This is a genomic window from Nostoc sp., from assembly GCF_036919555.1.
Classification (GTDB): domain Bacteria; phylum Cyanobacteriota; class Cyanobacteriia; order Cyanobacteriales; family Nostocaceae; genus Nostoc.
Window position 1 is genome coordinate 12,289 of the sequence record NZ_JBALCS010000034.1, and the last position, 25,673, is coordinate 37,961.

27 protein-coding genes and 2 pseudogenes are annotated in these 25,673 nt (G+C 42.7%); 14 read left to right on the forward strand and 15 right to left on the reverse strand.

Annotated elements, in window-relative coordinates:
- Nucleotides 1–279: 279 nt before the first annotated feature.
- The 13 genes and pseudogenes from V7K36_RS09750 to V7K36_RS09810 form a co-directional block, all read left to right on the forward strand.
- Nucleotides 280–459, forward strand: a pseudogene (locus V7K36_RS09750) (hypothetical protein); the annotation flags it as partial.
- Nucleotides 460–664: 205 nt separating this feature from the next.
- Nucleotides 665–2,200, forward strand: coding sequence for a nitrogenase molybdenum-iron protein subunit beta (gene nifK, locus V7K36_RS09755; protein WP_335115240.1), 1,536 nt, complete (start codon nt 665–667; stop codon nt 2,198–2,200).
- A gap of 196 nt (nt 2,201–2,396) precedes the next feature.
- Complete coding sequence (locus V7K36_RS09760) at nt 2,397–2,738, forward strand: Mo-dependent nitrogenase C-terminal domain-containing protein (protein ID WP_334827849.1); 342 nt, start codon at nt 2,397–2,399, stop codon at nt 2,736–2,738.
- Between the two features lie 89 nt (nt 2,739–2,827).
- On the forward strand, nt 2,828–4,207 hold the full coding sequence (gene nifE, locus V7K36_RS09765; RefSeq protein ID WP_334940292.1) for a nitrogenase iron-molybdenum cofactor biosynthesis protein NifE: 1,380 nt from the start codon (nt 2,828–2,830) through the stop codon (nt 4,205–4,207).
- Between the two features lie 164 nt (nt 4,208–4,371).
- The gene (nifN, locus tag V7K36_RS09770; protein WP_335115242.1) at nt 4,372–5,709 is read left to right on the forward strand and encodes a nitrogenase iron-molybdenum cofactor biosynthesis protein NifN; all 1,338 of its coding nucleotides are present in this window, start codon (nt 4,372–4,374) and stop codon (nt 5,707–5,709) included.
- Between the two features lie 397 nt (nt 5,710–6,106).
- Nucleotides 6,107–6,520, forward strand: a complete 414-nt coding sequence (gene nifX / locus V7K36_RS09775) for a nitrogen fixation protein NifX (protein ID WP_335115244.1) — start codon at nt 6,107–6,109, stop codon at nt 6,518–6,520.
- Entirely contained in the window at nt 6,517–6,993 is a 477-nt protein-coding gene (locus V7K36_RS09780) for a NifX-associated nitrogen fixation protein (protein ID WP_104908602.1), read from the forward strand. The genes nifX and V7K36_RS09780 overlap by 4 nt, the downstream gene beginning before the upstream one ends.
- Nucleotides 6,994–7,100: 107 nt before the next feature.
- Nucleotides 7,101–7,316: a CCE_0567 family metalloprotein gene (locus V7K36_RS09785; protein ID WP_335115247.1), complete on the forward strand. Its 216-nt coding sequence runs from the start codon at nt 7,101–7,103 to the stop codon at nt 7,314–7,316.
- On the forward strand, nt 7,313–7,630 hold the full coding sequence (nifW, locus tag V7K36_RS09790; protein ID WP_335115250.1) for a nitrogenase-stabilizing/protective protein NifW: 318 nt from the start codon (nt 7,313–7,315) through the stop codon (nt 7,628–7,630). The genes V7K36_RS09785 and nifW overlap by 4 nt, the downstream gene beginning before the upstream one ends.
- 10 nt (nt 7,631–7,640) lie before the next feature.
- A complete protein-coding gene (locus tag V7K36_RS09795; protein WP_334827837.1) occupies nt 7,641–8,444 on the forward strand; it encodes a HesA/MoeB/ThiF family protein in 804 nt (267 codons plus the stop codon).
- A 120-nt stretch (nt 8,445–8,564) separates the two neighbouring features.
- On the forward strand, nt 8,565–8,939 hold the full coding sequence (locus V7K36_RS09800) for an iron-sulfur cluster assembly accessory protein (protein WP_335115345.1): 375 nt from the start codon (nt 8,565–8,567) through the stop codon (nt 8,937–8,939).
- Nucleotides 8,940–9,183: 244 nt separating this feature from the next.
- Nucleotides 9,184–9,483 (forward strand): 2Fe-2S iron-sulfur cluster-binding protein, encoded by a 300-nt coding sequence (locus V7K36_RS09805; RefSeq protein WP_334827834.1) that lies wholly within the window; start codon nt 9,184–9,186, stop codon nt 9,481–9,483.
- Between the two features lie 104 nt (nt 9,484–9,587).
- Nucleotides 9,588–9,860 carry a FeoA family protein gene (locus V7K36_RS09810; RefSeq protein ID WP_335115252.1) on the forward strand — a complete coding sequence of 91 codons (273 nt, stop codon included), beginning with the start codon at nt 9,588–9,590 and terminating at the stop codon, nt 9,858–9,860.
- Here the strand turns inward: V7K36_RS09810 and V7K36_RS09815 are convergent.
- The 12 genes and pseudogenes from V7K36_RS09815 to V7K36_RS09870 form a co-directional block, all read right to left on the reverse strand.
- A complete protein-coding gene (locus V7K36_RS09815; protein WP_335115254.1) occupies nt 9,857–11,074 on the reverse strand; it encodes an ABC transporter permease in 1,218 nt (405 codons plus the stop codon). The two genes, V7K36_RS09810 and V7K36_RS09815, sit on opposite strands and share 4 nt — an antisense overlap.
- Nucleotides 11,075–11,084: 10 nt before the next feature.
- Nucleotides 11,085–12,554, reverse strand: coding sequence for an efflux RND transporter periplasmic adaptor subunit (locus tag V7K36_RS09820; RefSeq protein ID WP_335115256.1), 1,470 nt, complete (start codon nt 12,552–12,554; stop codon nt 11,085–11,087).
- Nucleotides 12,555–12,942: 388 nt separating this feature from the next.
- The gene (locus V7K36_RS09825) at nt 12,943–13,398 is read right to left on the reverse strand and encodes a response regulator (protein WP_335115258.1); all 456 of its coding nucleotides are present in this window, start codon (nt 13,396–13,398) and stop codon (nt 12,943–12,945) included.
- Nucleotides 13,399–13,573: 175 nt separating this feature from the next.
- Nucleotides 13,574–13,828 carry a DUF7219 family protein gene (locus V7K36_RS09830; protein ID WP_335115260.1) on the reverse strand — a complete coding sequence of 85 codons (255 nt, stop codon included), beginning with the start codon at nt 13,826–13,828 and terminating at the stop codon, nt 13,574–13,576.
- 390 nt (nt 13,829–14,218) lie between these two features.
- On the reverse strand, nt 14,219–16,531 hold the full coding sequence (locus V7K36_RS09835; protein ID WP_335115262.1) for an NACHT domain-containing protein: 2,313 nt from the start codon (nt 16,529–16,531) through the stop codon (nt 14,219–14,221).
- A 159-nt stretch (nt 16,532–16,690) separates the two neighbouring features.
- Nucleotides 16,691–16,981: a DUF1816 domain-containing protein gene (locus tag V7K36_RS09840; protein ID WP_335115264.1), complete on the reverse strand. Its 291-nt coding sequence runs from the start codon at nt 16,979–16,981 to the stop codon at nt 16,691–16,693.
- Nucleotides 16,982–18,098: 1,117 nt separating this feature from the next.
- Nucleotides 18,099–18,701 carry a hypothetical protein gene (locus tag V7K36_RS09845; RefSeq protein ID WP_335115266.1) on the reverse strand — a complete coding sequence of 201 codons (603 nt, stop codon included), beginning with the start codon at nt 18,699–18,701 and terminating at the stop codon, nt 18,099–18,101.
- A 45-nt stretch (nt 18,702–18,746) separates the two neighbouring features.
- Nucleotides 18,747–19,772, reverse strand: coding sequence for a glucokinase (locus V7K36_RS09850; protein WP_335115268.1), 1,026 nt, complete (start codon nt 19,770–19,772; stop codon nt 18,747–18,749).
- Between the two features lie 84 nt (nt 19,773–19,856).
- Nucleotides 19,857–20,504 carry a histidine phosphatase family protein gene (locus tag V7K36_RS09855; RefSeq protein ID WP_335115270.1) on the reverse strand — a complete coding sequence of 216 codons (648 nt, stop codon included), beginning with the start codon at nt 20,502–20,504 and terminating at the stop codon, nt 19,857–19,859.
- A gap of 185 nt (nt 20,505–20,689) precedes the next feature.
- Nucleotides 20,690–21,373, reverse strand: a complete 684-nt coding sequence (locus tag V7K36_RS09860; protein WP_335115272.1) for an SAM-dependent methyltransferase — start codon at nt 21,371–21,373, stop codon at nt 20,690–20,692.
- 12 nt (nt 21,374–21,385) lie between these two features.
- Nucleotides 21,386–21,948: pseudogene (locus tag V7K36_RS09865) on the reverse strand (Uma2 family endonuclease).
- A gap of 34 nt (nt 21,949–21,982) precedes the next feature.
- A complete protein-coding gene (locus V7K36_RS09870) occupies nt 21,983–22,714 on the reverse strand; it encodes an ABC transporter ATP-binding protein (RefSeq protein ID WP_335115274.1) in 732 nt (243 codons plus the stop codon).
- A 190-nt stretch (nt 22,715–22,904) separates the two neighbouring features.
- Here V7K36_RS09870 and V7K36_RS09875 point away from each other — a divergent pair, with 190 nt between their 5' ends.
- A complete protein-coding gene (locus tag V7K36_RS09875; protein WP_335115276.1) occupies nt 22,905–23,762 on the forward strand; it encodes an Rpn family recombination-promoting nuclease/putative transposase in 858 nt (285 codons plus the stop codon).
- Between the two features lie 71 nt (nt 23,763–23,833).
- On the opposite strand, the gene V7K36_RS09880 is transcribed toward V7K36_RS09875, so the two are convergent.
- The 3 genes from V7K36_RS09880 to V7K36_RS09890 form a co-directional block, all read right to left on the reverse strand.
- A complete protein-coding gene (locus V7K36_RS09880) occupies nt 23,834–24,502 on the reverse strand; it encodes a TonB-dependent receptor (RefSeq protein ID WP_335115347.1) in 669 nt (222 codons plus the stop codon).
- A gap of 68 nt (nt 24,503–24,570) precedes the next feature.
- A complete protein-coding gene (locus tag V7K36_RS09885; RefSeq protein ID WP_335115278.1) occupies nt 24,571–25,140 on the reverse strand; it encodes a helix-turn-helix transcriptional regulator in 570 nt (189 codons plus the stop codon).
- Nucleotides 25,071–25,583, reverse strand: coding sequence for a hypothetical protein (locus V7K36_RS09890; RefSeq protein ID WP_335115280.1), 513 nt, complete (start codon nt 25,581–25,583; stop codon nt 25,071–25,073). The genes V7K36_RS09885 and V7K36_RS09890 overlap by 70 nt, the downstream gene beginning before the upstream one ends.
- Between the last annotated feature and the right edge of the window lie 90 nt (nt 25,584–25,673).

The window sequence follows — 25,673 nt, forward strand, 5'->3', positions numbered from 1 at the left end:
GATTTGGGTATACCTCAGTTGCTTAGGAAACGCTATATTAAACCCGAAGAACCCCATCCGGTCAAAGCTATGCTTTGTCTCCCCTCTCCGCTTGCGGGGAGGGGTTGGGGGTAGGGTTCTTTTATTATCGGTAATCTGGCGGACATAATATGAGTCCTGAACCTAATTATGCTGTGTTTTTAGCCTATATTTAGTCTAAAAATAAATGTGCTATCAGCGAACAATGTTTATCGCTCACATTGCTTACTGCAAACATTAGGCTGTTGAAAAGAATTAAACCACAAAAAGGATTACTCCGGCCCTTATCACGGTTATGACGGCTTCGCCATCTTCGCACGCGACATGGACTTGGCACTCAACAGCCCAACCTGGGGATTAATTGGCGCTCCTTGGAATGAAAAAGCTAACGCTAAGAAGGCTGAAGCTGAAGCTAAGGCTAAGGCTAAGGCTGCCGTTTAGGGAAATGGGAGAGAGAGATAAGTAAGGATAACCTGGGGCTAAAACCCCAGGAGGGAGTTGTGAATCCAAAATTCAAAACTAAAAAATTAAAAATTTCTTTTGATTTTTGCATTTTGAATTTTGAATCATATTCCCACTTCCCATTCCCGCCTCAAATCCTCATTCCTCGATAAGTAAAGAATTCAGTAAGCTTGGAGATCCGGAAATGCCTCAGAATCCAGAAAAAATTCAAGACCACGTAGAGTTATTCCACCAACCGGAGTACAAACAGCTATTTCAAAACAAAAAGCAGTTTGAAAATGGTCACGAAGGCGAAGAAGTAGAACGGGTTGCAGAATGGACCAAAAGTTGGGATTATCGGGAAAAGAACTTCGCTCGTGAAGCTTTAACCGTTAACCCTGCTAAAGCTTGCCAACCATTGGGAGCAATCTTTGCTGCTGTTGGTTTTGAAGGCACTCTACCTTTTGTTCAAGGTTCTCAAGGTTGCGTTTCTTACTTCCGCAGCCACTTAACCCGTCACTACAAAGAACCATTCTCTGGTGTATCTTCTTCAATGACTGAAGATGCAGCCGTGTTTGGTGGTCTGCAAAACATGATTGACGGGTTGGCAAACTCTTACCAACTCTACAAGCCCAAGATGATTGCTGTCTGCACCACCTGTATGGCAGAAGTAATTGGTGATGACTTGCAGTCTTTCATCAACAATGCTAAGGAAGCTGGTTCAGTTCCTCAAGATTTCCCAGTACCCTACGCTCACACCCCTAGCTTTGTTGGCTCCCACATCACTGGTTACGACAACATGATGAAGGGAATTCTTTCTAACCTGACAGCAGGTCATAAGAAAGAAACCAGCAATGGTAAGATCAACTTCATCCCAGGTTTTGACACCTACGTAGGCAACAATCGCGAAATCAAGCGGATTGCTTCCTTGTTCGGTTTAGACTACACCCTTCTAGCTGACAACAGCGACTACCTGGATTCACCAAACACAGGTGAGTTCGATATGTATCCATCTGCTACAAAGCTAGAAGATGCAGCAGATTCAATTAATGCTATAGCTACAATTGCTCTGCAATCACACTCCACTCTCAAAACCCGCGAGTACATTGAAAAAGAGTGGAAGCAACCAACCGCAGTTTGCCGTCCTTGGGGTATTAAGGGTACTGATGAGTTATTGATGAAAATCAGCGAACTGAGTGGTTTACCCATTCCCGAAGAATTGGAAAATGAACGCGGTCGGGCAGTTGATGCCATGACTGACTCCCACTCATGGATTCACGGCAAGCGCTTCGCTATCTTCGGTGAACCAGATTTAGTATACTGCGTAGTTGGCTTTATGCTAGAAATGGGTGCTGAACCTGTGCATATCTTGGTTCACAACAGCAACGATGTATTTGAAGCAGAAATGAGAGAACTGCTTGCTTCTAGCCCCTTCGGTAGGAATGCAACTCTTTGGCCAGGTAAAGACTTGTGGCATATGCGTTCTCTAATGTTCACCGAACCTGTAGACTTCCTGGTCGGTAACAGCTACGGTAAGTACCTGTGGCGCGACACCAAGATTCCCCTTGTGAGAATCGGTTACCCGATCATGGATCGCCACCACTTACACCGCTACGCCACCATTGGTTACCAAGGTATAATCAACCTCCTCAACTGGACTGTAAATACCCTGTTTGAAGAAATCGATCGCAACACCAACATTCCTTCTAAGACAGATATTTCTTACGACTTGATTCGTTAGAAATTGCGTAGAAACACAACGTGTTAATTAAAGGGTAAAGAAGGGGAGTAGGGAGTAGGGAGTGGGTACAGACGCGATTAATCGCGTCTGTACGGGAATAGGGAAATATCCAAACCCAATGCCCCATGCCCAATCCCCAATGCCCAATCCCCAACTTCCCTTTTTCTTTCTAGCATTTACCTGAGGTATTAAATAGATGGAAACCATCAATCATACTCACGAACACACTCACGCTCACCCTAATTACCATCCACCTAACTATAAAAAACCAGGGAAGTTCAACAATCTTCTCAATCCGTTGCGCCGTCTAGTGGATGGGATTCAGGTTAAAAATAATCGCATCGCTCATCTAATTTGCCAAACAATTCCTTGTTGTTGTCCTTTTGAGCAACAAATTAAATTATTTGGGCGGTCTATTGATATCCCAGCATTGTGTAAACTCAATCCTTTATATGACGAATTTGTAGGATTGCGTTTTCGGGCTTTATCTTACCTCGCCGATGTATGTGGAGAGGATGTCACAAAATACATTTGTTAGTCATTGGTCATTAGTCATTAGTTGTTAGTTATTCAAAGGACAAATGATAAATGACAAAGGACAATTAACAATTCAGCACGAGAAGAGAGATGAAAATCACCCAAGGCAAAATCAACGAGCTGCTGACTGAGACAGGATGCGAGCATAATCAGCACAAACAAACGGAAAAGAAAAACAAGTCATGCGCTCAACAGGCACAACCTGGCGCGGCTCAAGGGGGCTGTGCCTTTGATGGTGCAATGATTGCTTTAGTGCCGATCGCAGATGCTGCTCATTTAGTCCACGGCCCGATAGCCTGTGCTGGTAATTCCTGGGGCAGTCGTGGTAGTCTTTCCTCTGGCCCTCAACTCTACAAAATGGGCTTTACCACTGACTTGGGTGAAAATGATGTCATCTTCGGTGGCGAAAAGAAACTCTACAAAGCGATTCTGGAACTCAAAGAGCGTTACCAACCCTCAGCAGTATTCGTCTACGCCACTTGTGTTACAGCCTTAATTGGCGATGATATCGATGCTGTCTGCAAAGCGGCATCTGAGAAAATTGGTACTCCTGTTATTCCCGTTATTGCCCCAGGATTCATTGGCAGTAAAAATCTGGGCAACCGTTTTGGCGGTGAAGCTTTATTGGAATATGTTGTCGGCACAGCAGAACCGGAACATACAACGCCCTATGATATTAACTTAATCGGTGAATACAACATCGCCGGGGAAATGTGGGGAGTAACACCACTGTTAGAAAAATTAGGCATCCGTATTTTGTCTAAAATTACGGGCGATGCTCGCTACAATGAAATTCGCTACGCCCACCGCGCCAAGCTCAACGTGATGATCTGCTCACGAGCGCTGGTCAACATGGCAAGAAAGATGGAGGAGCGTTACAACATCCCCTACATTGAAGAGTCTTTCTACGGCATCGATGATATGAATCGTTGTCTACGAAATATCGCTGCTAAATTAGGTGATCCTGATTTACAGGAGCGGACAGAAAAGCTAATTGCAGAAGAAACGGCTGCTTTAGATTTGGCACTAGCTCCTTATCGCGCTCGACTCAAAGGTAAGCGAGTTGTTTTGTATACTGGTGGTGTCAAGAGTTGGTCAATTATCTCGGCTGCTAGAGACTTGGGCATTGAAGTTGTTGCTACCAGTACTCGGAAAAGTACTGAGGAAGATAAAGCCAAAATCAAGAAGTTGCTCGGCAACGATGGCATTATGTTGGAGAAAGGCAACGCTAAGGAATTGCTACAGGTGGTTAAAGACACTCGCGCAGATATGCTGATTGCTGGTGGTCGTAACCAATACACCGCCTTGAAAGCTAGAATTCCTTTCCTGGATATCAACCAAGAACGTCACCATCCCTATGCAGGTTATGTGGGAATGATTGAGATGGCGCGGGAACTGTACGAAGCTCTGTATAGCCCGATTTGGGAACAAATACGCAAACCCGCTCCTTGGGACGAGGAGGTAGTTTAATGGTGGCTGTACTCTCGTTCCCAGCCTGAGGCTGGGAACGCATTCCTGAAGGCTCTGCCTTTTTTTTAAAGCAGATGAGGCAAAGCCTGACTGTCAGCATTCCCCGGCAGAGCCAGGGAACGAGAAACGAGAAAGTGTGCCCTGTGGAATGAGGAGATAGTTTAATGGCGATCGTCACCATTTCTAATAAATCACTGACGGTTAATCCTCTCAAGCAAAGTCAAGCTTTGGGTGCAACCTTAGCCTTTTTGGGATTGAAAGGGACCATGCCCTTATTCCACGGTTCTCAAGGTTGTACTGCTTTCGCTAAAGTTGTCCTAGTGCGGCATTTCCGGGAAGCGATTCCCCTGGCTACCACAGCGATGACGGAAGTCACTACCATTTTGGGTGGTGAAGAGAATGTGGAACAAGCAATTCTCACTCTGGTAGAAAAGGCTAATCCAGAAATTATTGGTTTATGTACCACTGGATTGACTGAAACTAGAGGAGATGACATGGAGGGTTTTCTTAAGGCAATCCGCGATCGCCATCCTGAATTGAATGATTTAGCGATCGTTTTTGCACCTACCCCAGATTTTAAAGGTGCGTTGGAAGATGGCTTTGCCGTTGCTGTCGAAAGCATAGTTAAGGAAATTCCTCAACCAGGGGGAATCAGAGCTGAACAAGTCACGGTTTTGGCTGGTTCTGCCTTCACACCAGGGGATGTACAAGAAATCAAAGAGATAGTCACCTCCTTCGGACTGGTGCCTATTTTTGTACCTGACCTTGGCGCTTCTCTAGATGGACACTTAGAGGATAATTATAGTGCAGTTACAGTCAGTGGGACTACCTTAAAACAGCTACGAGAAGTAGGTAGTTCTGCTTTTACCCTGGCATTGGGTGAAAGTATGCGGGGTGCTGCAAAGATTCTGGAAGAACGCTTTGGCACACCTTATGAGGTGTTTGGCGAACTGACTGGATTAGAACCAGTAGATGAATTTATCCAAGCATTGGCAATTCTGAGCAGTAACAGCGTACCGGAAAAATATCGCCGCCAACGCCGTCAGTTGCAAGATGCGATGTTGGACACTCACTTTTACTTCGGTGCAAAACGAGTTTCCCTAGCGCTAGAACCAGATTTGCTGTGGTCAATAGTGCATTTTTTGCAATCAATGGGAGCGCAAATTCATGCGGCGGTGACAACCACGCGATCGCACCTCTTAGAAAAGCTCCCGGTTAAAAACGTCACAATTGGCGACTTGGAAGACTTTGAAAGTTTAGCAGACGGTTCTGATTTGTTGATTGGTAACTCGAATGTCAGTGCGATCGCAAAACGGCTCTCAATTCCTCTTTATCGTCTGGGACTGCCCATTTATGACCGCTTAGGTAATGGTCAATTTACCAAAGTTGGTTATCGAGGCACGATGGAACTTGTGTATAGCATCGGCAACCTGTTTTTAGAGCAAGAAGAAGCGAGAGTTAAGCAGTTCCAAGAGTTAGGAATTGTAGGCGCTGAGTTTTGAATTCTTCTTCAAGAATTCAGGAGTCAGAATTCAGAATTCAGAATGCTTTTCAGAAAGAGTAAAACCTGTCACTAATTGTTTACCCTTAGCGTTTCCGTAGGGAAAACCACTAATACCAATTCTTTTTTCTTTCCTTTCTTTTTTCGTGTCCTTCTCTAACGAGACGCTACGCGTAGCTTGCTTCTTTGCAGGAGTACGCGCCTTTGCGGTTCGTTCCTCATATGCTTTGGCACATCCCCAAACAGAATTGGTATAAATATGCAGATTTATTTCTGCCAGTCAAACCCTAATTACTCCTGAATTCTGACGCCTCGGCGGAGCGTCTCCGGCTCCGCTCCTGACTCCTGAATTCCTTTTTCCCAATTCAAAATTCAAAACTTTAGAGAGGAGAATTACGATGAAGATTGCCTTTACGACAAGTGACGGAGTTCATATTAATACTCACTTTGGAGGGTCAGAGCGAATTGATGTTTATGAAATTTCAGATGAAGGATATCAATTTGTAGAAGCTCTCAAATTTAATTATGAAATCCAAGAAGAGAATAATGAGAGTAAACTGGCACCAAAAATTGAAGCATTAGCTGACTGCACAATTATTTATGTTGTGGCAATTGGTGGAAGTGCTGCGGCTCGTTTAATCAAGAAAGGTGTCACTCCAGTCAAGGCGCGCTCGGAAGAAGATGAAATTAGTAAAGTGCTAACTAAGCTAGTGAAAACCCTTAAAGGTAATCCCCCACCTTGGTTGCGTAAAGCTTTACAGCAAAAACCCACAAATTTTGCCGATGAAGTTGAAAATGAAGCAACGGTATGACCACAAATAATAGTGTTAATGGAACTGCTACAACTGAAGTCTTGAACTCGCCTTTTCTTAAGGTATTAATTAAACAAATCCGTGGTCAAGACAGTTATGGAGTTTATCGGAGTTGGTCGGATGAGTTAATTCTCAAACCCTTTATTGTCACCAAACAAAAGAAACGGGAAATCTCCATTGAGGGCGAAGTTGATCCGATAACTCAAGCTCGGATTATGGCATTTTTTCGAGCTGTAGCTGCTGGGATTGAACAGGAAACAGGTTTGATATCCCAAGTTGTGGTTGATTTGAGCCATGAAGGATTTGGCTGGGCGCTAGTTTTTTCTGGCCGTCTTTTGCTAACTGTGAAAACCTTGCGAGATGCTCAACGCTTTGGCTTTGACTCCCTGGATAAATTAGCAGAAGAGGGAGAAAACTACGTCAAAAAAGGCATTGATTTGGCGAAGCGCTTTCCGGAAGTTGGCAACCTTTAAGTAGTTAGGAGTTAAGTTAACTATTAACTGATAATTCATAATTTACAGTTACTAATTTATAACTCATAACTTCTAACTCCTGACTTGTAGAAAAGGAGTGGCTGATTGTGCAAGCAGAAGAAACGAGTATTGAGGAACTACAAGGACAAATCAGACGATTGAACAGCAAAGCAGGTCAAATGAAAATGGATCTGCATGATTTAGCTGAAGGTCTGCCAACAGATTACAAACAACTTATGGATGTTGCAGCTGCAACTTATGAAATCTATCGCCAGTTAGATGAAATTAAGCAACATCTGAAAAAATTGGAGAATGCGAAATGACTGGAACTATTGATGAATTCAAGAAACTTGTAGATGCCGAAGAATTTTTTCAATTTTTTAACCTGTCCTACGATCTACAAGTTGTAAATGTAAATCGTCTACATATTCTCAAAAAGTTTTCTCAATACCTGAAAGAAATTGATGATAATTCTCCTGACTTGAGTCAAGAAGAGAAATTAAATCAATATTCTTTGGCTTTGCAAAAAGCCTATCAGGTATTCATCGAATCAACAGCCCACGAACAAAAGCTGTTCAAAGTGTTTAACGACAAGCCGAAAAATGTAGTCACACTGACAGAAATCACTTCTGATTAGGAGGTATAAATTGGTTAACCTGATGCCTACCGAATTAGAACGCTATCGTCGCCAAATGATGCTTCCGAATTTTGGCGAAACAGCACAGAAGCGCCTCAAGTCAGCGACAGTTCTGGTTACAGGTGTGGGGGGATTAGGCGGTACGGCGGCGCTTTACCTAGCAGTAGCGGGCGTTGGGCGGCTAATCTTAGTCCGGGGTGGTGACTTGCGGCTAGATGATATGAATCGTCAGGTTCTCATGACTGATGATTGGGTAGGTAAGCCAAGGGTATTCAAAGCTAAAGAAACTCTGGACGCGATTAATCCTGATGTCCAAGTGGAAACTGTTCATGATTACATCACTCCGGAAAATGTAGATTCGTTAGTGCAGTCTGCTGATATGGCTCTTGATTGCGCCCACAATTTTACAGAGCGCAATTTGTTAAATGAAGCCTGTGTGCGCTGGCGTAAGCCAATGGTGGAAGCCGCAATGGACGGGATGGAAGCTTACCTGACGACGATTATTCCTGGTGTGACTCCTTGTTTGTCTTGTCTGTTTCCAGAAAAGCCTGATTGGGATCGGCGCGCCTTTTCAGTTCTAGGCGCTGTCTCTGGGACACTAGCTTGTTTAACGGCTTTGGAAGCTATCAAGCTAATTACCGGGTTTAGTCAGCCTTTATTATCGCAATTGCTGACAATTGACCTGAATCGGATGGAATTTGCTAAACGCCGTTCTCACCGCGATCGCTCTTGTCCAGTATGCGGTAATAATGCGCCTTGGAGACACGCGCAATCCAATTCGATGGAACCTACGGGTATTGCACAAAATAGTTGATTTTCGTCAGGAGTCATTGGTCATTAGTCATTAGTGAATAACAAAGGACAAAGGACAACTGACAAAGGACAACCCACACCTGAAATCAGAACAACTAATCGCTACAAATCAGGAGACCTGATGACCGTTACTTTATCAGAAAAAGCAGAATTTCATCTTCAGGCATTGCTCGGAGGTTCCGCACCCGACGCTAATGGCGCAACTAAAGGTATCCGCATCTCTGTAAAAGATGGTGGTTGCAGTGGCCATGAATATGCAATGGATATCACCAGCAAGCCCCAACCAGATGATTTGGTAACCCAGCAAGGCAAAGTACTGGTTTACCTTGATGCCAAAAGTGCGCCGTTATTAGAAGAAATTGTGGTTGACTTCGTTGAGGGAGTGATGGAAAGCGGTTTTAAGTTCACCAACCCCAATGCAACTGATAAATGCGGTGGTTGTGGAAAGTCCCTCAAAGCAGGCGACAGTAAGCCTACTGGTGTACCTTGCAGCTAACATCATTTCGTTAGCTCTAAGTCTGATTGTAGACACTTCCCATAGACGCGGTAAGCGAAGCCATGCCGCAGGCTTATCGCACTGCCTTGAGGTCGCTTCTTGTTGGCGTTGCATCCCTTAAGCCTATGAGAAACTACGCTTTAGCTAGTTTCTCCCTAACAATAAGGGAAGCAAAAAATAGGATAGGTTGCTCAAAAAGTTCGGAAATTAGACTAACTGTATAACGTTTGAGGAGAATCGCAAAATGGCTTCCTATCAAGTTAGATTAATCAGCAAAAAAGAAGACATCGACACCACAATTGAAGTTGATGAAGAGACTACCATTTTAGATGCAGCAGAAGAAAATGGTATTGAGTTGCCAGCCTCTTGTCAAGCAGGTTCTTGCTCTAGCTGTGTTGGCAAAGTTGTTGAAGGTGAAATTAATCAAGAAGATCAAAACTTCCTAGATGACGAGCAGATTTCTAAAGGATTCGCTCTACTTTGTGTCACTTATCCTCGTTCTAATTGCACAATTAAGACACATCAAGAAGCGTATCTCGTCTAAAGTATTACTTTGGTTGCTGCTTTTGGCGACCAAATAAAAAATGAAGGATGAAGAATGAAAATATACTTCATTCTTCCCTTCACAATTCCTAATTTATCACCTCAATGTTTACCCGCTTTAGTGTGACTGCCTGTTCATTAGAATTATTGAAAACGGGAGAACGAGGAATCGTCACTTTCGGCAAAAATCAGGATGAAACAATCTTGAAAAAACTGAGATTAATGGGCGTAACACCAGGAATTAGTATCACTTTAGAACAACACTTTCCCTCATTAATTATTAAAGTAGAAAATACATCTTTAGCACTAGATATAGAAAGTATTCGCGCTATTTATGTCCGCATTATTGATACAGCGTTTTGCCATCCCCATCACTAAGCACTTCTCAAAGCCACAATCGGGTCGAGTTTAGCAGCGCGACGTGCGGGAACTACGCCAAAGAATAAACCAATACCAGCAGAGACACTAACTGCCATACTAATCGCTACAGGAGAAAGACTTGCTTCTAAAGGAGTCAAGGCTCCCACTAATAGGATGCCACTAACACCAACCGCAGTCCCAACTAAACCGCCAGCTGCGGAAACAATCACTGCTTCAATGATGAACTGTAGCAAAATATCTTGCTCAGTTGCGCCGATCGCTTTTCTCAATCCGATTTCTTGAGTGCGTTCGGTGACGGAGACAAGCATAATATTCATGATGCCAATGCCGCCGACAAATAGCGATATTCCGGCGATCGCTGCTAACATAATTGTCAATGCGCCTGTAATTTGACCGACAGTTTGCAAAGCATCCTTTTGAGAGCGAAGAGTAAAGTCATCTTCACCATTAACTTTGTGCCGTAGACGTAGCAAATTAGTAATTTGAAATTCTGCTGCATCCACGCTCTCGGAATCACGAGCGGCAGCGACGAGATAATCTAAGGAAATACCATAGGGAGAATTCTTTCCCACAAGTCGGTTTGCTGAAGTCGTAATCGGTATTAAAGCAGCTTCATCATAATCTGCTCCCACGCTGGAACCTTTGGCTGTTAATGTCCCAATCACTTGAAAGCTGGTATTTCCAATTCGCAATTGCTGACCTACAGCGTTACTATTACCAAATAGTTTTTCTGCCAAGTCTGCACCTAACACAACAACTTGGTTACTTCGCTTGATGTCTACCTCAGAGAAAAACCTGCCTCTAGCAGTTTCAAAATCCCGCACCGACAGGAAACTGGGAGTTGTGCCAATTATGTTGACATTGGTGTTTTTGTTGCGGTATGTAACTACCTGTCTTCCATTTAATTCTGGCGCAACTCCTACTACTGTTGGTACCTGAGAGGCGATCGCATCGGCATCTTGCAATACCAGAGTTTTGGGCACTTCAAAGGAGATACGCTGAGTTTCTCGATTACCTGGAATCACAAACAGCACATTTGGCCCTAATGACTCCAACTGTTTATTCACGTACTTTTGCCCACTTTCGCCAATACCAATCATGCCAATTACTGAGGCGTTACCAATAACTATACCCAGCATGGTGAGGGCACTACGCAGCTTATTTGATAGCAGGGTTTTACCCGCCATTTGGACACTTTCTAAAAAATTCATGTCTTAATAATTACGAATTATTCTTTTGTTCTTTTGCCTTTTCGATTTTGTAGTCTTTGGGTGGATTCACAAAAATGCGATCGCCTTCTTTAACTCCCTCTAAAATCTGAGTTTGCTCTTGAATTTGCGCCCCAACTGTAACTTCGCGGAATTGGGGTTTATTCTTTGCATCTGGTACAAGTACGCCAGTTTTACCCTTTTCGGTGACGATTGACACTGTTGGTAATACTAAGGCATTATTGACGCGATCGCCCAAAAAAGTCAGATCCACATTTAAGCCAGAACGCAGTTTATCTATGCCAGTATCGAGAGCAACCCGCACCTGGAAGGATGTCACACCTTGTTCCACCACTGCTTCTGGAGCAATCAGGCGCACATGACCTTTAAAAACTTGATCGGGATAGGCATCGGCGACAATTTCCACCTGCTGTCCCGGTTTAATTCTGCTAAGATCCGCTTCGGGAACTTGAGCTAATATTTCTAAACCGCGTGCTACAGCGACAATTGAACTGGAGGTTGCTGACGCACTAGTAGAAGCAGAAGTTGTGGGTGTGACAAACGCACCTGGTTCGGCATACTTTTGCGTCACAATTCCCGAAAGAGGAGCGCGAATAAGTGTATCTTCCAACTGCACTTGCACACCCTTCAATTGAGCCTCAGCAGCTGCAACAGCTGCTTGACGCTGGACAATTTCTTCAGAACGGGTGCCATCTTCCAAGAGTACCAATGCTGCCCGTGCTTCATTCACAGCTGCTTGGCGTTGATCGATTTCCTCAGTCCGTGTGCCACTTTGGACTAACGAAAATCGTTTTTTAATTTCTTCTAAACTGGCTTTAGCACTTTTGTCTTCGCTGATGGCTTGATCGAGTAATTGTTTTTTCTCTGCTCCCTGTTGATATAAGTATTGATAACGCTTTACCTGTTCACTGGTATAATTCACCTTTGCTTGAGCGGCATCCACTTGGGATTGAGATTGGGCAATTTCTTGGGGACGATTACCAGCACGGGCTGCGGCAAACTGGGCTTGAGCTTGTGCTAATCGCGCCCTAGCTTGAGCAATTTCTTGAGGACGACTACCAGCAACGGCTTCGGCTAGTTGTGCTTGACTTTGGGCTAAGTTAGCACGGTACTGGCTCCTTTGGGCTTCAATGCTGGCACTATCCATGCGGGCGAGAATTTGCCCTTGTTGAATGCGATCGCCTTGTTCCACATATAATTGCGACAGCACTCCGGGGTTCTTCGGACTAATATTTACGCTCTGAACTGGCACGACTTTGCCACTAGCTGTAATCCGTAAAGTCACGTTTTGCGCTGCCACTGGCACAGTTAATTGAGCAATGTCTTCTTTTGTCCCTTGATTTACCAGGGTGTAGGCTGTGACTGTACCAACAACCAAGGCACCCCCTGCTATCAGCCCCATCAGCCAGCGTAATGGATACTTAACTTTGCCAACAACAGGAATTTCTATGTACGTAGCCATATCTATAAGCCTATGAATATTGCTTTGCGCGAGTAGTCCTCAGTTAGAGGGCAAGTGCAGGAATAAGGTTTTTTTCAAACTTTTGGATTAAATCTTTATTAGTAAACTAACAACTAGACGCCTAATTAGCTTCATAGTTGCTTAATCTTCCTTCATAATAAGCATGAAATATCTGTATGTCTTCACCTAAATGGGTGACTTTAGCCACTGGTGTACTGTACCGGGAGTTTGCCTACTTATAACAATTGGCTCCCCTACGGTTATTGAGAATGGTTCAAGTAATTATTGCTGAAATTGGGTTAATAACCAAGCACCAACTTGACTTTGATTTATTTGACGAGTTCGCCATCTGCGAGTTGTTTTTCAAGAATAAATATTTCGCTATTAACTAGTGTAAAACTAGTACATCCCGGCGAAAACTTTCCACCACACCTGACTGTACTTGATTCGTAATCAGGGAAACAAATTTGTCAAGGTCGAATGGTTTAAGTAGATATTCTTCAAACTCTACCTCTGGAATTTGGTCATGAGTACCTTTGGTAGATGTTGAAGTCACAATGATTGGAATATGCTTGCCATTGTCTGCTTCCATAGCACTCAATGTATTTAGCAATGTATAAATACTTTCACCTAAGAACCTAATTTCACAGACGAGGATGTTGGGCGTAAAACAACTCAGGATTTCTAAAGCTTCTTTTATAGAATCAGCAGTGATCACATCTGCGCTTAGGTCTTTGAGTAATAACGCGTACAAATCTCTACTATCGCGATCGTTGTCTACAACGAGTACTTGTACACCTTTGAGTATCCCAACTGTCAAGCAAAAGTCATTGATTAAATTCATAATAAGACCTGCGATTAGGGCTTTAAGTGCAAAGTGGGCTAAAAAATCCGTAGTCTTAAGCAGACGAGACCACCGGATAGGTCAAATAAAAAGTGCAGAGAACCACTAGATGGCTACAATTACTTGGTTCTGTTGCTGTACTATGAGTGGGTGTTGCTTGAGTTCTCAGAAGAAATCATTCAGTTGGATTTTTCTCAATTCCTAGTGCCTTAAAGCTCTGTGTTAACTCCTGCCAGAGTCCCTCAATCTTCTCGTAGGACTCTTGGGGAGAAAGTTTTCCTCTACTCTGTAGATTGCAGATGTAACAGACCCTTTGAGAAAATTCCTGAAGATTAGCATTAAATACAACATTCTGGGGTATGAATTTACCCAGGTATCGATAGCGCTGATAGAGGAAATTATTTTTATCAACCTGATTGTAGTCATCCATATAAAAACCCTGATAGCGAAAATCCAGATTTTTGACAGTACGTTGGCGGATTCCCCTTAGGAATAAGAATTAAATAACATCCAATTTATGTCCCTGGCTTACCTCATCCTCAATCCCTCTCCTTATAAAGGAGAGGGATCGTGAGCCAGGATGAAGTTTTGCATTTTATTTAATCCACGTTCCTTAGATATAGTACATAAGTTGATTTCAAAGGCGCTAAATAACCAAGTTGTAGAATCAAAAGTAGGAAAGAATCACTTGAATGGTTCTATTCTTGTACTATAAACCTGGTGTTGTTTGATTTGGTGAGTGAGTTGATTAACTACGACACAAAATGTAGTCAAAATCATTTTTGCAATCCAAACCTCTTTGAGCAATTAACTAAAATAATTATTGCCATTCCCTATCCTCAAGTTCCTTTATCGGCAACAATAAGGTGGCTTCAATTTCCTGCCTGATAGCAGCCGTCACTTCCGAATTGCTATGCAGGCAATCGAGTAGTAGCTGATTGGCATCGTAGTAGCGTTGCAGCACTTGCTGTTGTTCAGGGCTAAACTGCCACTCATGGTTAATATTGCGATAATTAATCACCGTTATCTTTAATTGTTCAGCCCAAGCTGAATAGTTCGTCTGTCCCCATTGCCCAAACCGTTCTTCACTTTGACGATAATTTGGCAATTGGTCAGAGAGTTGTTGCAAGGATTTATAGAGTCCAACATCCAGAACAATGCCCAGAATGTTGCTCATAGCTTCTCCACACGCGTGGATGTGGGCAAAGTTTTGGTTCCCATCAATTGCACACTCTAGCAGCAGGTCATCTAATGCGACATCCAGAAACATCCCTTGGTCGAGGCTGCTGGCTAGGGCAAAGTGAGAAGCTATGTGAGGAGTCCGACTCAAGGCAAGGTAAAATGCTCGAATTGTCGCATGTTTTGTTTGGGTGGGAATAGTGCGAGATTTTTGGCTGGCCCACGTCAAAAATTCTTGTAAATAAGGGTCTTGAGCAACCAGTGTATCAATCTGTTGCTTCATCAATAGCACCAGCTCGTCTGCACTCCTGAGCATGGTAGCCGTTAACAAGAAGATTTCGCGCCAGTGCGGGTCAGTGATATGAGTGACCAGTCCTCCCAGTGCTTGCTCAAATGCCTGTAGATTATGGCTGGCAACGATTTTTCTCGCAGTTAAATATTCTTGAAACGCCAGATAGGAGAAGGAGAAAATTCCCCGCGCCCGTTCTGCCAGTAGCCCATGTTGAGCCTCGATTGCCTTCAGCGCCGCTTCACTTTCTATTTGCAATTCCTCTGCATCCATTGGTACGTCGGTCAGATTCTGAATATAGTCACCAATATATTGCTCAATGATGCGTTGCTCAAAAAAGTACTGACCTTGCTCAAATGTCGCTGCCGCAATCTGACTTAATAACTTGAGCTTTTGTGGTAATAAAAACCCTCGGTAAACGTCATCTCGTTCAATGCCTCTGGCTTCATCCCATTTGCCCAACACAAGGTCTAGACCTTGTTTATAAAAGTCAGTCCGCTTAGTCGGAAATTTTTCTTGACCGTGAAACACCCAGCAGGCAAGATGCAGAAATAGGGGTGTGACGACGAGTTGGCGAAATTCCCAATTTTCATCTAACTCCAATTTCTGAATAAACTGAACGGACTGGGCCAGACCATCTTGAGTGTTGGTTTTGGTAAAGACCACAAACCATTTTTGAGCGAAGGCTCGGATTTGTTGTAAGGTAAATGGGGCAATCTCAACATCGGTAAAGCCTCGGAGTCTGAACTTTTGAACTGCTGTTCGACAGGTGGCCACCAACTGATTTTTGTGATACTTCTCTGAAAATCTCCGAATTTCGCTTAAGACAGCATTGCTTTGTTGGTTAAGAACTTCATCCATGCCATCAAGCAACAGTAACACTCTGCCTGCACTAAGCAAGGTTTCGATGACTGATGGCTCGGAAATTTTAGATGTGTGAAACTCCTGGCGGATGTACTTTAATAGGCTGAACTCGTTGGTGAGTTTAGACTCTTGGGCAAAGTTTCTTAGTGTGATGAAGATAGGAACTTGATTCGCCGCAAATGCGCCTTGGTTACACTGAATGGCGAGATGTTGCAAAAAGGTGGTTTTACCTACCCCTGGTTTGCCTAGCACCCTGAGCTTGGAGTATGTTTCAACTGCCTGTGTACCAGGTATCTGGTTCTGGTGAGCCTCACCTAAGCCAAAACGGTCAAATTCTTTGGGATCAATGTTTTGCAGCTTAGTGATTTCTAAGTACTGAAGACTTGCAATCTCCTCCAAAATATTCACATCTATATATATATTATCGATCGCAACGGGACGGCTGATATCCAATAACTGCAAAATCCCACACTGATCTTGAATTTTCTCGAAGCGTTGCGATCGCACTTTTTGCACCAATGTATCAATATCCTGGACAGAGGGCTGGGTAAATTCTTCTCCTTCATCGAATTCTGCCGGAGGATTGGTAGCAATCTCTCGCCAATTCAATGACAACACTGAACAAATTTCAATAAAAGTATGACGCTCAACCGGACGACCACTGAAAAACCGCCAAATTGGTTGTCTAGTCTTGAGGTTAACTTCTGCTGCTAGATTGTCTTGTGTCCAGCCCTTGCGAGCAAATGCTCTTTTGGCCTCTTGAATGCCAGTGAGTGATACCTGGAGCGATCGCTTGACCATAGGACAAAAACCCTGCTCCTCAAATCATGAACTTAGACTTTTATTAATCTCTGTAATTTTATTGCTTTTTCTGCGATCGCATCATTTTATACATTTAAAATTGTACAAGTTGGCAGAGTATACTCTCATTTTTTTAACCTTTTGTAACGAAATCAAACTTTATCCGATTATCTTATACATATCAAGCTTTGGCAAGACTTCAAAAAGTTTTGGTAATATAGCTTCTGCTTCATCCTGAAAAATCGTTAGGATATCAGGCTGACATTGCTTCACTAATGCAATGATGTCTCTGGCTTCTTCCTGATATAAGTCTTCGACGTAGCCACTTCTAGAAAGTTGTGCCTCTTTTTCACTATCAAAAGGGCCAAAGTAATAAGTACAACGCGGAACAGTAGTGTTAATTTCTACCCACCAGGCAAACTCTGACTGATTAGATTGAAATAAATTCATGAGGGATACCAATGATTAATTAAACTTGATTAAAGAAATTTTGGATCACAGATTAAAGTACAGTTCGATATCAAGACATTCTTCATTTTTGCGGGTGTCATTTCCTGAACTGGCATTTCCTGATAGCAGTAGCTACAACGCCAGTAAACTGCTCCCGAACGGACGTGACGGAGTAAAGAATTTGAACAGCAAATACAAGTATATTTTCCCTTCATAGATTAACTGATTTCTGTAGATATAACGCGATGTGCAACTTATTCTTGAAACCCCTCTCCAAACCTCTCCCCGAAGCGGAGAGAGGCTTTGATTCTTGCTCCCCTTCCCTGCTAGCGAAGGGGCTGGGGGTTAGGTTTGAAAGAAAGTCGCACACGGCGTGATATATGATCTTGGCTGCAACCACTAATCAAATTCTCTTGACTCGTTAATAAATGTTTCATTTTCAAAGCCTAAATTGTTAAAACAGACCTAACCTCCCACTATCAGATTGGCAGCCTTAATTGCATCCTCTAAGGTGTCAACAGAACCAGCGTTAACGGCAGTATCAGTAATATCAGCCATTTATTTCACTTGGTTGTGTGTAATTTGCTAATTATTTTTAGTATGACATGCTAGTGTTAGAAATCATGTTTGAGCAAGCGTTTGAGTAGCGTATAAGTTGTATAATCTGAGCTAGAAAAATTAAATAATTATAATACAGCAGAATTTAGCAGTTGGAAATGGGGAGTTTGGAGTCAATGGAAAATTATTGTCAGCGACAATCCAAAATTCTTTATCCGGTTTGGGGTACATTGCGGAAGCGATAACACACTTTAAACTATCTTCTAATTATTTGCGCCTACCTACTTACAGCAGATTGCAACAAGCGTGAGATACAGATTATTAGACCTCTTCCAAAAGTCCCTAACACCCCACCCCCAACCCCTCCCCGCTTGCGGGGAGGGGAGCGTTTGCTTTACTCAAATGCGGGGTGGGGTTCTTAATTTTTGATTTATGCAAAAAGTCTATTGTCAGGGCACAACATTGTTGTGCCCCTACCTGTGTACCTCATTTACCTGAAAAACGCTGTATTAGCCCTGCAATTGATTGCAAGGCTAATATGGTACAGATTTTAATTATTTCACTTTTTCAAAACTACATGGAAGGAATTTAAATAGCCCGTAATGGTTTTAGCTAATGTCTTCTGCTGTTTTTTTGTAGTTATTGCCATTACTTGATACAATCGTCCTTCAGCAACATACATTCTACTTTTAGTGATTTTACCTCCAGAATTGATGTACTCAATTTCTTTGCCAGGATGATTATTGGAACTACGAATATTTCGTTGACTAATTAAATGACTTTTCGTAGTCTTTAAAGCCATATCCCGGGCATTATTAAGTACAACTTGGGGGTCAGCCATTTGACCGTAACTATAAGGAAAATCATTGTAAGCAACTAGATATGCTACTTGCTGTTTTGGTGGTTGAGCGATAAATATTTCTAAGTTAATTTTCCCCATGTAAGTTTTTTGGGATTGGGTATTTCTGTTGGGGCTTCCCGGCATCAAAATAGTAAAGCGCCCATCTGGAGCGGTGAATAATTTCCATTTTGGCTGCGCGGGTTGAGAAACGGTTGGTTTGACAACAGCCGCCGGAGGTTTGGGTTGACGCGCTTCCACCAGAACACTTCCACCACAGACAAAAGTAGCGGCGATTAATGGCAGCAGATTTTTAATTGTCATATTTTTGACTTTTTGAGATGCTGATCTCACTGATGATGCTAGCTGTTATAACCTAACAGCACATAAAGCAGCACCAATTAGCCCCACTTGGGAGTTGAGGATAATATACACGGGGATATCTTCGAGCAGGGGGCGCATCCTACCTTTTTGGGTGAAATTTAATAAGAAACCACTGTTTTGGATTAACGGCACGATTTTGGGTGCAATTCCACCAGCGATGTATAAGCCACCGTAAGGTAGGAGTTTCAGGGCAAGATTCCCGGCTTCTGCACCATAAGCCTCTATAAATAATTGTAAAGTTTGTTCACAGAGGCGATCGCGTTTTTGGAGTGCAGCTGTACCAATGACAGCACCGGGATCAACACTTTTCTCTTCCTGTCCCGCTTCTTGTTCCCAAGTTCTGACGATTTGGGCAATATCTGGTGATTCGGTGGCAAATTTGCGATCGCGCAAAAATTGGTAAATTGCCACAATTCCCATTCCAGAAACTACCCGTTCTACAGAAACGCGCTGGATATCATGTTTCTTCAGCAGGTGTTTCAACAACTGAAACTCTAACTCGGTCCGGGGAGCAAAGTCAGCGTGTCCACCTTCTGAGGGAAAGACTTGATAGTAGTTTCCCTGTTTAATTAAAAATCCTTGTCCTAAACCAGTACCAGCACCAATAATTCCAATAGGGGCTTCGGGTTGAGATTTGCCAACTTGCAACGTCAGCAAGTCTTGTTTTTCTAAACCTAAAATGCCATAGCCAACGGCGGCGAAGTCGTTAATCAAAGAAATTTGCCCAATACCCAATTCTTGTTCTAGACGTTCGCTATCCAAGAACCAAGCCAAATTGGTTAGCTTGGCAGTATTTTGGACAACAGGCCCTGCGATCGCAAAACAAGCCTTTTGTGGTATTGGTGTATTAGCTTTAACCAAAAACTCCTGCACAATCGGTACTAAATCGGGAAAATCGCCACTGTGGAAACTTTCCTGATAAATAGTATGTAAACTTGTTGAGTCTGATGTTTCAACCAATCGCAGAATAGTTTTCGTACCGCCGATGTCCCCTGCTAGTAAAAAAGTCATAAAACTTATTCGTGAATTAATTACTTTTTTTGTAGGATATACCCAACGTAGCAGAAGCCATGATTGAAAATCCCTATTAGAGATTTAAGCAAATCGAATAACTTCTTCTATGTGGGTTAAATGGGAAGTATCTCCCGTTAGTTCTAATAACCATTCTGGTTCCTGGCGTACCACTTTTACAAGCGAACATAAAGAAGCTTTAACTTCTGTTTTGGCAATTTCCCCCACTAGCCCCATTGCTGCCCCCAACACAGATGCGCCATGTGCTACTAGCAGGATATCCTCTGGGAAGAACTCAGTAGCTAAACATCTGGCAGTTTGCCCAGAACGTTCTCGCGCTTTTTCGTGAGTTTCAGGATATTTGGCGGCGATGCGCGAAGTATAGCTGGTGTCAATTCTGGGGAATAGCTGTACTAATGCTGGAGTTGAGAGTCTTTCGGGTTCTTCTGTCATCCAAGCTGGATTTAGCCATTCACTCAAACCTGTTTCCAATTTTATCGGTAAATTCAGAACTTCTGCAACTGCGTTTGCCGTTTGTATGGTTCGCAGGAAGGGAGAAGCAAAAATATGGCCAATATTTTCTCTTTTCAATCGTTTAGCTAACTGTTGTGCCTGCACCATACCATCGTCAGACAAGGATGGATCATAGCGTCGTTCGGCGGTGAGAAACCAATCAGGGTTTACGAAGTCGATGCGGTTAGCGTGTCTTGCTATCCAGACTATTTGACTCATGAGTTTAATTATTCCGGTGAATAGAATTCGCCGCTAAACAAATATAGATATCTGCAAGGATGGCTAGAAATATTAATATATTATGACAAAAATCGTAATAATTTTTAATAATATAAATGATTAGGAAAAGTTATCACTATAAATTAGTTATAACAGTTCTCGTTTGGATGCAGCACATGATAGGGTCAAATTGAATTTATACGCAAGATTTGGTTGCTATTTTTCTGAAATTCGTAAGGTACTTGCTTGATTTCCACTGAATAATTTCGTTCTTGTAATTCACTCATAACTGGTTTCAGGTGAGGAGATGCTTCACCGGATATTTTTAATAGTGGAAAAATGCGTACCTCTTTGGCAACTCGACACATCTCCAAAACTGATGCCAGATGAAATTCTTCTGAAAGCTGATCGGAATAAGTAAATAACAAATGGGAACATAAAGCTAAGTCAAACTGATGAGTTTCAAAAGGCAAGACAGGTAATTCATCTGTTAGATAACGGTTTTCATTGATTCCCAAAGGTAAATCTGCCAAAAATTTACGCATTGCCCCCATGCGAATTTTACCCATCTGTTCAGGCGACTGGATATTCTGCCAAACATAATATTCTTGGTTGGCTTTAACACCATCTATAACTATTTGATAAATATCCTGAATGCGGTTATCAATTTCATCTGCTGTGAATTGATAAATCGGATCGCAAGAAATAACCTTGTATCCTTGAGCAGTCATTTCTACATTGAAACTAGCAGGGCCACCAGCACAATCGAGTATAGTTAACCTTAGTTCTTCAGGAGTTAAGTTAAACATCTTAACGTATTCGTCCATCGAACGTCCCCAAGGAATGATGTTTTTAAGTTTAAAACTCATTAGTGTGTTATCCTACAACTTCAGCCATCCAAATAGTTGCCCTAGATTTAATTGAAAGCCGCTAACTAAATCTGGAACTGGTAATATTTCTTGTTCTTCTTGTAAAAGTTCTGGTTGCTGCTTTGGTGGATAAACTAAAACAGAACGCTCATCTGGATCAATCAACCAACCGAAACGACTACCATATTTTAAACAATGCAAAAGATTTCCGGTTACTTTAGTCTGGCTTTGATCTGGCGAAAGAATCTCAATAGTCTAGTCTGCATGTGTCTTGAAGATATTCGCTACATCCCCACGTTCATCTATGGGAATCCGTTCCCAAGCTAACACAGCTACATCTGGCACAATTGAACGTCCGCCAAATGTACAGCGCAATTCTGGAAATGCAAGGGCAATTTTTCGACTTTCAACTACTTCATTTATACCTGTGACTAACTTACCCTGTAATTTGCGGTGTTTTCCTTGAGGCATTGGCTTTTGAATAATTTGACCATTGATGTATTCTGAGCTAGGTTTTGTTTCTGGTAGTTTCAAAACTCTTCTAAAGTTAAGGGTTTAATTGGTGATTTTACCATCTGCTTGTACCTCGCAAAATTTTCATTTAATTAATCACCCTAAATAAGCCTTTTTAACTCGCTCATCACTAATTAATTCTGATGCTGCACCTGTTAAAGTTATAGAACCAGCTTCTAGAACATAGCCGCGATCGGCAATTTGCAGCGCCAGATTAGCGTTTTGTTCAACTAACAGAATAGTCACTCCTGTAGCCCGAAGATTTTCAATAATAGAGAAGATTTCCCGAACGATGGCAGGTGCTAAACCTAAGCTAGGCTCATCTAAAAGTAATAGTTGTGGTTTACTCATTACAGCCCGAGCGATCGCTAACATTTGTTGTTCACCACCGCTAAGGGTTCCTGCTAGCTGATTGCGTCTTTGTGACAAGCGTGGAAATAGATCAAATTGGCGCTGAATATCTGTTTTCACCTCGGCTTGATTGGAGCGAATATAAGCACCTAAAAGCAAATTATCAAACACTGTTTGCCGCGCTAATACTCTGCGTCCTTCAGGACAATGGGCGATACCAAGTTTTACAACCTCGTGAGCTTGGCGGCGGGTAATATGATGTCCATTATAGATAATCACGCCACTTTTAGGATTAACTATTTTAGATATAGCGTGGAGTGTGGTAGTTTTTCCAGCGCCATTCGCGCCAATTAGAGTAACTACCTCACCTTTTTGAATAATTAAATTAATCTTTTTCAGAGCTTGAATACCGCCATAATTAACATCAAGTTCCTGAACTTCTAGAATTGTATAGTTGGGTCTACTATCGGCGTTCATTGGCGGTTTAAATCTACAAATATTGAATGAATGTTGATTCAAAACCTAACATACATCAATCATACGTTTCCTAAAACAGTGCGATGCCGGATAGCCCGTTGTAGATATTGCTTCAACTTAAAAACCAACGCCAGAATACTGTAATCTTTGTGGTAGACCATTAATTACTGATAAGGATATCAAGCATCCTGTGGCAAAAGCAGCAGATATTGGTAGCAAGCGACTAATTAATTTAGCTCCCGATGCATGGGTACAATGGGTGACACAGCGTCCTGAAGTCGTGGCGAAAGAAATTATCGGCTCTGAATTTCACTGGATTAGCCGCGAAACAGATGTTTTGGTGAAAGCATACAGTACTACTCACGGAGATTTTATAGTACTAAATGAACTACAACTGCGTTACACAACACAGATGCCTCTACGGATGAGAGCCGATGCTGCCTTGGCACAAGAACGCTACCGATTGCCAACTTACCCAGTACTGATCAACATTTTGCCGCCCCCATCCAGCTTAACTATTGTCAATAGTTACGAGCAGGAATTTTTAGGATTACGTGCCATCCAAGATTATCGCGTGATTAATTTGTGGGAAATCGATGCTGAAATAGTGTTTGAGCAACCACTACCATCGTTGTTACCGTTTGTGCCAATCCTGCGAGGAGGGGGAGAGGTATCAGTATCAGTTGTGCAACGCGCATTACAGGCGCTACGAGCAGATGCACAGTTGAACCAGTTAGAATCGTTGCTGGCATTTTTTGCTAGCTTTGTGTTAGACACGCCTTTAGTGCAACAAATCATGAGGTGGGATATGGCAGTATTGCGAGAATCGCCTTGGTATCAGGAAATTCTCACTGAAGGTGAGGAACGTGGTCTTCAGCAAGGTGTACGACGGCAGTTAATACGAGTATTGCGACGACGCTTTGGCGAAATTCCCCAAGAGGTAGAAGCAAAGCTTGAGGGCGAAAGTGTGGAGCAATTAGAAACTTTAATGGATAGCGCGATCGCTGTGAGTTCTTTAGAAGAATTTATCACAATTATATCTGCCTAAATTATTCAAATCTTCAAAGGAATTGGATATGCGATCGCTCAATCCAAAGACTGATTACCCTCTAGCGGGACTTAAAACTGCACTGAAACTGTCCCCAAAACTGTAAACGGTGCGGCGGGATACACACTGTCTATACTATCGGCACTTTCAAAGTAGTAAACATCAAATAAGTTCTTGATATTCAGCCCAACTCGCCAGTTGTCACGGCGGTAATAAATGGCTGCATCGGTTCGCACATAGCTAGGCAACGTAAATGTATTCTCCAAGTCTCCCTGTCTGTCGCCCACAAAAGTGACTCCACCCCCAAATCCCAACCCTTTCCAACCTCCAGTTTGAACTTCATAGGTTGTCCATAAACTGGAACTGTTTCGGGCAACATTACTCGGTTCATTCCCCTTGTACTCTGGTCTGGTATCTTCAGTGATTTCTGGAGAAATATAGGCATAATTGGCAATGATTTTCCATCCTGGCAAGATTTCACCAGCGACATCTAGTTCAATCCCTCGACTGCGTTGTTCACCAATCTGAAGGCTAAATCCCGGATTAGCTGGATCGGATACGACAATATTTTGCTTAGTAATTTGGTAAGCTGCTAGCGTTGCAGACAGTCTGCCATCGAAAAATTCACTCTTGACCCCGACTTCAAATGATTCACCCTTAGTTGGCTCAAATGGAGTATTATCGGCATTTATGGAGAAAGGTCTAGAGGGTAGAAATGAGCGGCTATAGCTGGCGTATATTTATGAATAAATACGAAATGTAGATTAGAGGAATTGGATGAGTCTTATCTACCCCAATACAGAACTAATCATCGCCAAACAGACTTTTTTCCCAACAAACACTGACTCGGAGAGATAGCAAACTTACGTTTAAAAGCAACACTAAAGTGTGTGGCATTGGAGTAACCAGTCATAATTGCCACTTCTAGCACAGTGCGATCGCCTTCTCTGAGCCAGCGTTTTGCTCGCTCCATACGTTTGTCTATCAAGTAACCAAATACGGTAGTACCAAAGAGTCGCTGAAAACCACGTTGGAGGGTGCGTAGGCATAGCCCGCCGCAGGCATCGCTTGCTCCCACCTGTTGTGCTAATTCTAGTAATGATGGTGGATTTTCTAGACGGGAGAGTAAAATTTCTCTTGCCTGATATATTCGCTCGATAGTTCCGGCTCTAAATCGCGGTTGCGGTTGCATTCTACCTTGAGCCGTGATGATCGGAGCTAACTGCAACGTGATCATTTCCAGTGCTTTCACCTGCAAATACATCCGCTTCATTACCCCTGTGTAAGAACAGTTGACAATTTGCTCTACTACCCCTTGTACTGTAGGTGTGATTTGAGGATAAAGTAATGTCTGCCAGTCATTACCCTTTGCCAGCAAGCACAACTCTGGGATAATTTCGCCATCCTTTGTAGGGAAAAAGTTCTCAATAACTCTGGCTGCATATTGATTCCAACGCCCACAAACCTCTGGGACTTTTGGGACTCAAATATCATTCCTCGTTGAACACCACTACCAGAAATCAGCGTATGTCCTTTATCAAGCTGTCCTCCGTATTCATCCGTTTCGATACCTGAGAGGAAAACGCAAAATTGCAGGGGATGATCGCAATCGAGGGTTTTAACCTGGACATTCTCATGATATCCATAGTCAAAAATCGACAGCCAGAGATGTGGATGCACTTCCGTACTTCGCACATAACCTGTACCCAGTTTCTTAGGTACTTGAGAAAGAAATTCATTTGATTCTGGGTTTTCCTGACTGTTCATTTCAGCTTCTGCCCATAGTTCACCGCACTCTTTCTCCGTCAGGGTAATAGTCATGATTAGTAGTAATAATAAAAATTATCAACAATTATAGGTTAGTATGGCGATCGCAAAGCTTACGGTCGGTATCGCTCATAGCAGTTTTCA

Bases quoted from the DNA above. Each gene is read 5' to 3' on its own strand.
- V7K36_RS09860 (WP_335115272.1), bottom strand. From the start codon at position 21,373: ATGAGTTTTAAACTTAAAAACATCATTCCTTGGGGACGTTCGATGGAC.
- V7K36_RS09760 (WP_334827849.1), top strand. From the start codon at position 2,397: ATGGAAACCATCAATCATACTCACGAACACACTCACGCTCACCCTAAT.
- V7K36_RS09825 (WP_335115258.1), bottom strand. From the start codon at position 13,398: ATGAATTTAATCAATGACTTTTGCTTGACAGTTGGGATACTCAAAGGT.
- V7K36_RS09855 (WP_335115270.1), bottom strand. From the start codon at position 20,504: ATGAGTCAAATAGTCTGGATAGCAAGACACGCTAACCGCATCGACTTC.
- V7K36_RS09820 (WP_335115256.1), bottom strand. From the start codon at position 12,554: ATGGCTACGTACATAGAAATTCCTGTTGTTGGCAAAGTTAAGTATCCA.
- nifW (WP_335115250.1), top strand. From the start codon at position 7,313: ATGACTGGAACTATTGATGAATTCAAGAAACTTGTAGATGCCGAAGAA.
- V7K36_RS09840 (WP_335115264.1), bottom strand. From the start codon at position 16,981: ATGAATTTATTTCAATCTAATCAGTCAGAGTTTGCCTGGTGGGTAGAA.
- V7K36_RS09870 (WP_335115274.1), bottom strand. From the start codon at position 22,714: ATGAACGCCGATAGTAGACCCAACTATACAATTCTAGAAGTTCAGGAA.
- V7K36_RS09890 (WP_335115280.1), bottom strand. From the start codon at position 25,583: ATGACTATTACCCTGACGGAGAAAGAGTGCGGTGAACTATGGGCAGAA.
- V7K36_RS09850 (WP_335115268.1), bottom strand. From the start codon at position 19,772: ATGACTTTTTTACTAGCAGGGGACATCGGCGGTACGAAAACTATTCTG.
- nifE (WP_334940292.1), top strand. From the start codon at position 2,828: ATGAAAATCACCCAAGGCAAAATCAACGAGCTGCTGACTGAGACAGGA.
- nifN (WP_335115242.1), top strand. From the start codon at position 4,372: ATGGCGATCGTCACCATTTCTAATAAATCACTGACGGTTAATCCTCTC.
- V7K36_RS09805 (WP_334827834.1), top strand. From the start codon at position 9,184: ATGGCTTCCTATCAAGTTAGATTAATCAGCAAAAAAGAAGACATCGAC.
- V7K36_RS09800 (WP_335115345.1), top strand. From the start codon at position 8,565: ATGACCGTTACTTTATCAGAAAAAGCAGAATTTCATCTTCAGGCATTG.
- V7K36_RS09845 (WP_335115266.1), bottom strand. From the start codon at position 18,701: ATGACAATTAAAAATCTGCTGCCATTAATCGCCGCTACTTTTGTCTGT.
- V7K36_RS09830 (WP_335115260.1), bottom strand. From the start codon at position 13,828: ATGGATGACTACAATCAGGTTGATAAAAATAATTTCCTCTATCAGCGC.
- V7K36_RS09810 (WP_335115252.1), top strand. From the start codon at position 9,588: ATGTTTACCCGCTTTAGTGTGACTGCCTGTTCATTAGAATTATTGAAA.
- V7K36_RS09815 (WP_335115254.1), bottom strand. From the start codon at position 11,074: ATGAATTTTTTAGAAAGTGTCCAAATGGCGGGTAAAACCCTGCTATCA.
- V7K36_RS09835 (WP_335115262.1), bottom strand. From the start codon at position 16,531: ATGGTCAAGCGATCGCTCCAGGTATCACTCACTGGCATTCAAGAGGCC.
- nifK (WP_335115240.1), top strand. From the start codon at position 665: ATGCCTCAGAATCCAGAAAAAATTCAAGACCACGTAGAGTTATTCCAC.
- V7K36_RS09780 (WP_104908602.1), top strand. From the start codon at position 6,517: ATGACCACAAATAATAGTGTTAATGGAACTGCTACAACTGAAGTCTTG.
- nifX (WP_335115244.1), top strand. From the start codon at position 6,107: ATGAAGATTGCCTTTACGACAAGTGACGGAGTTCATATTAATACTCAC.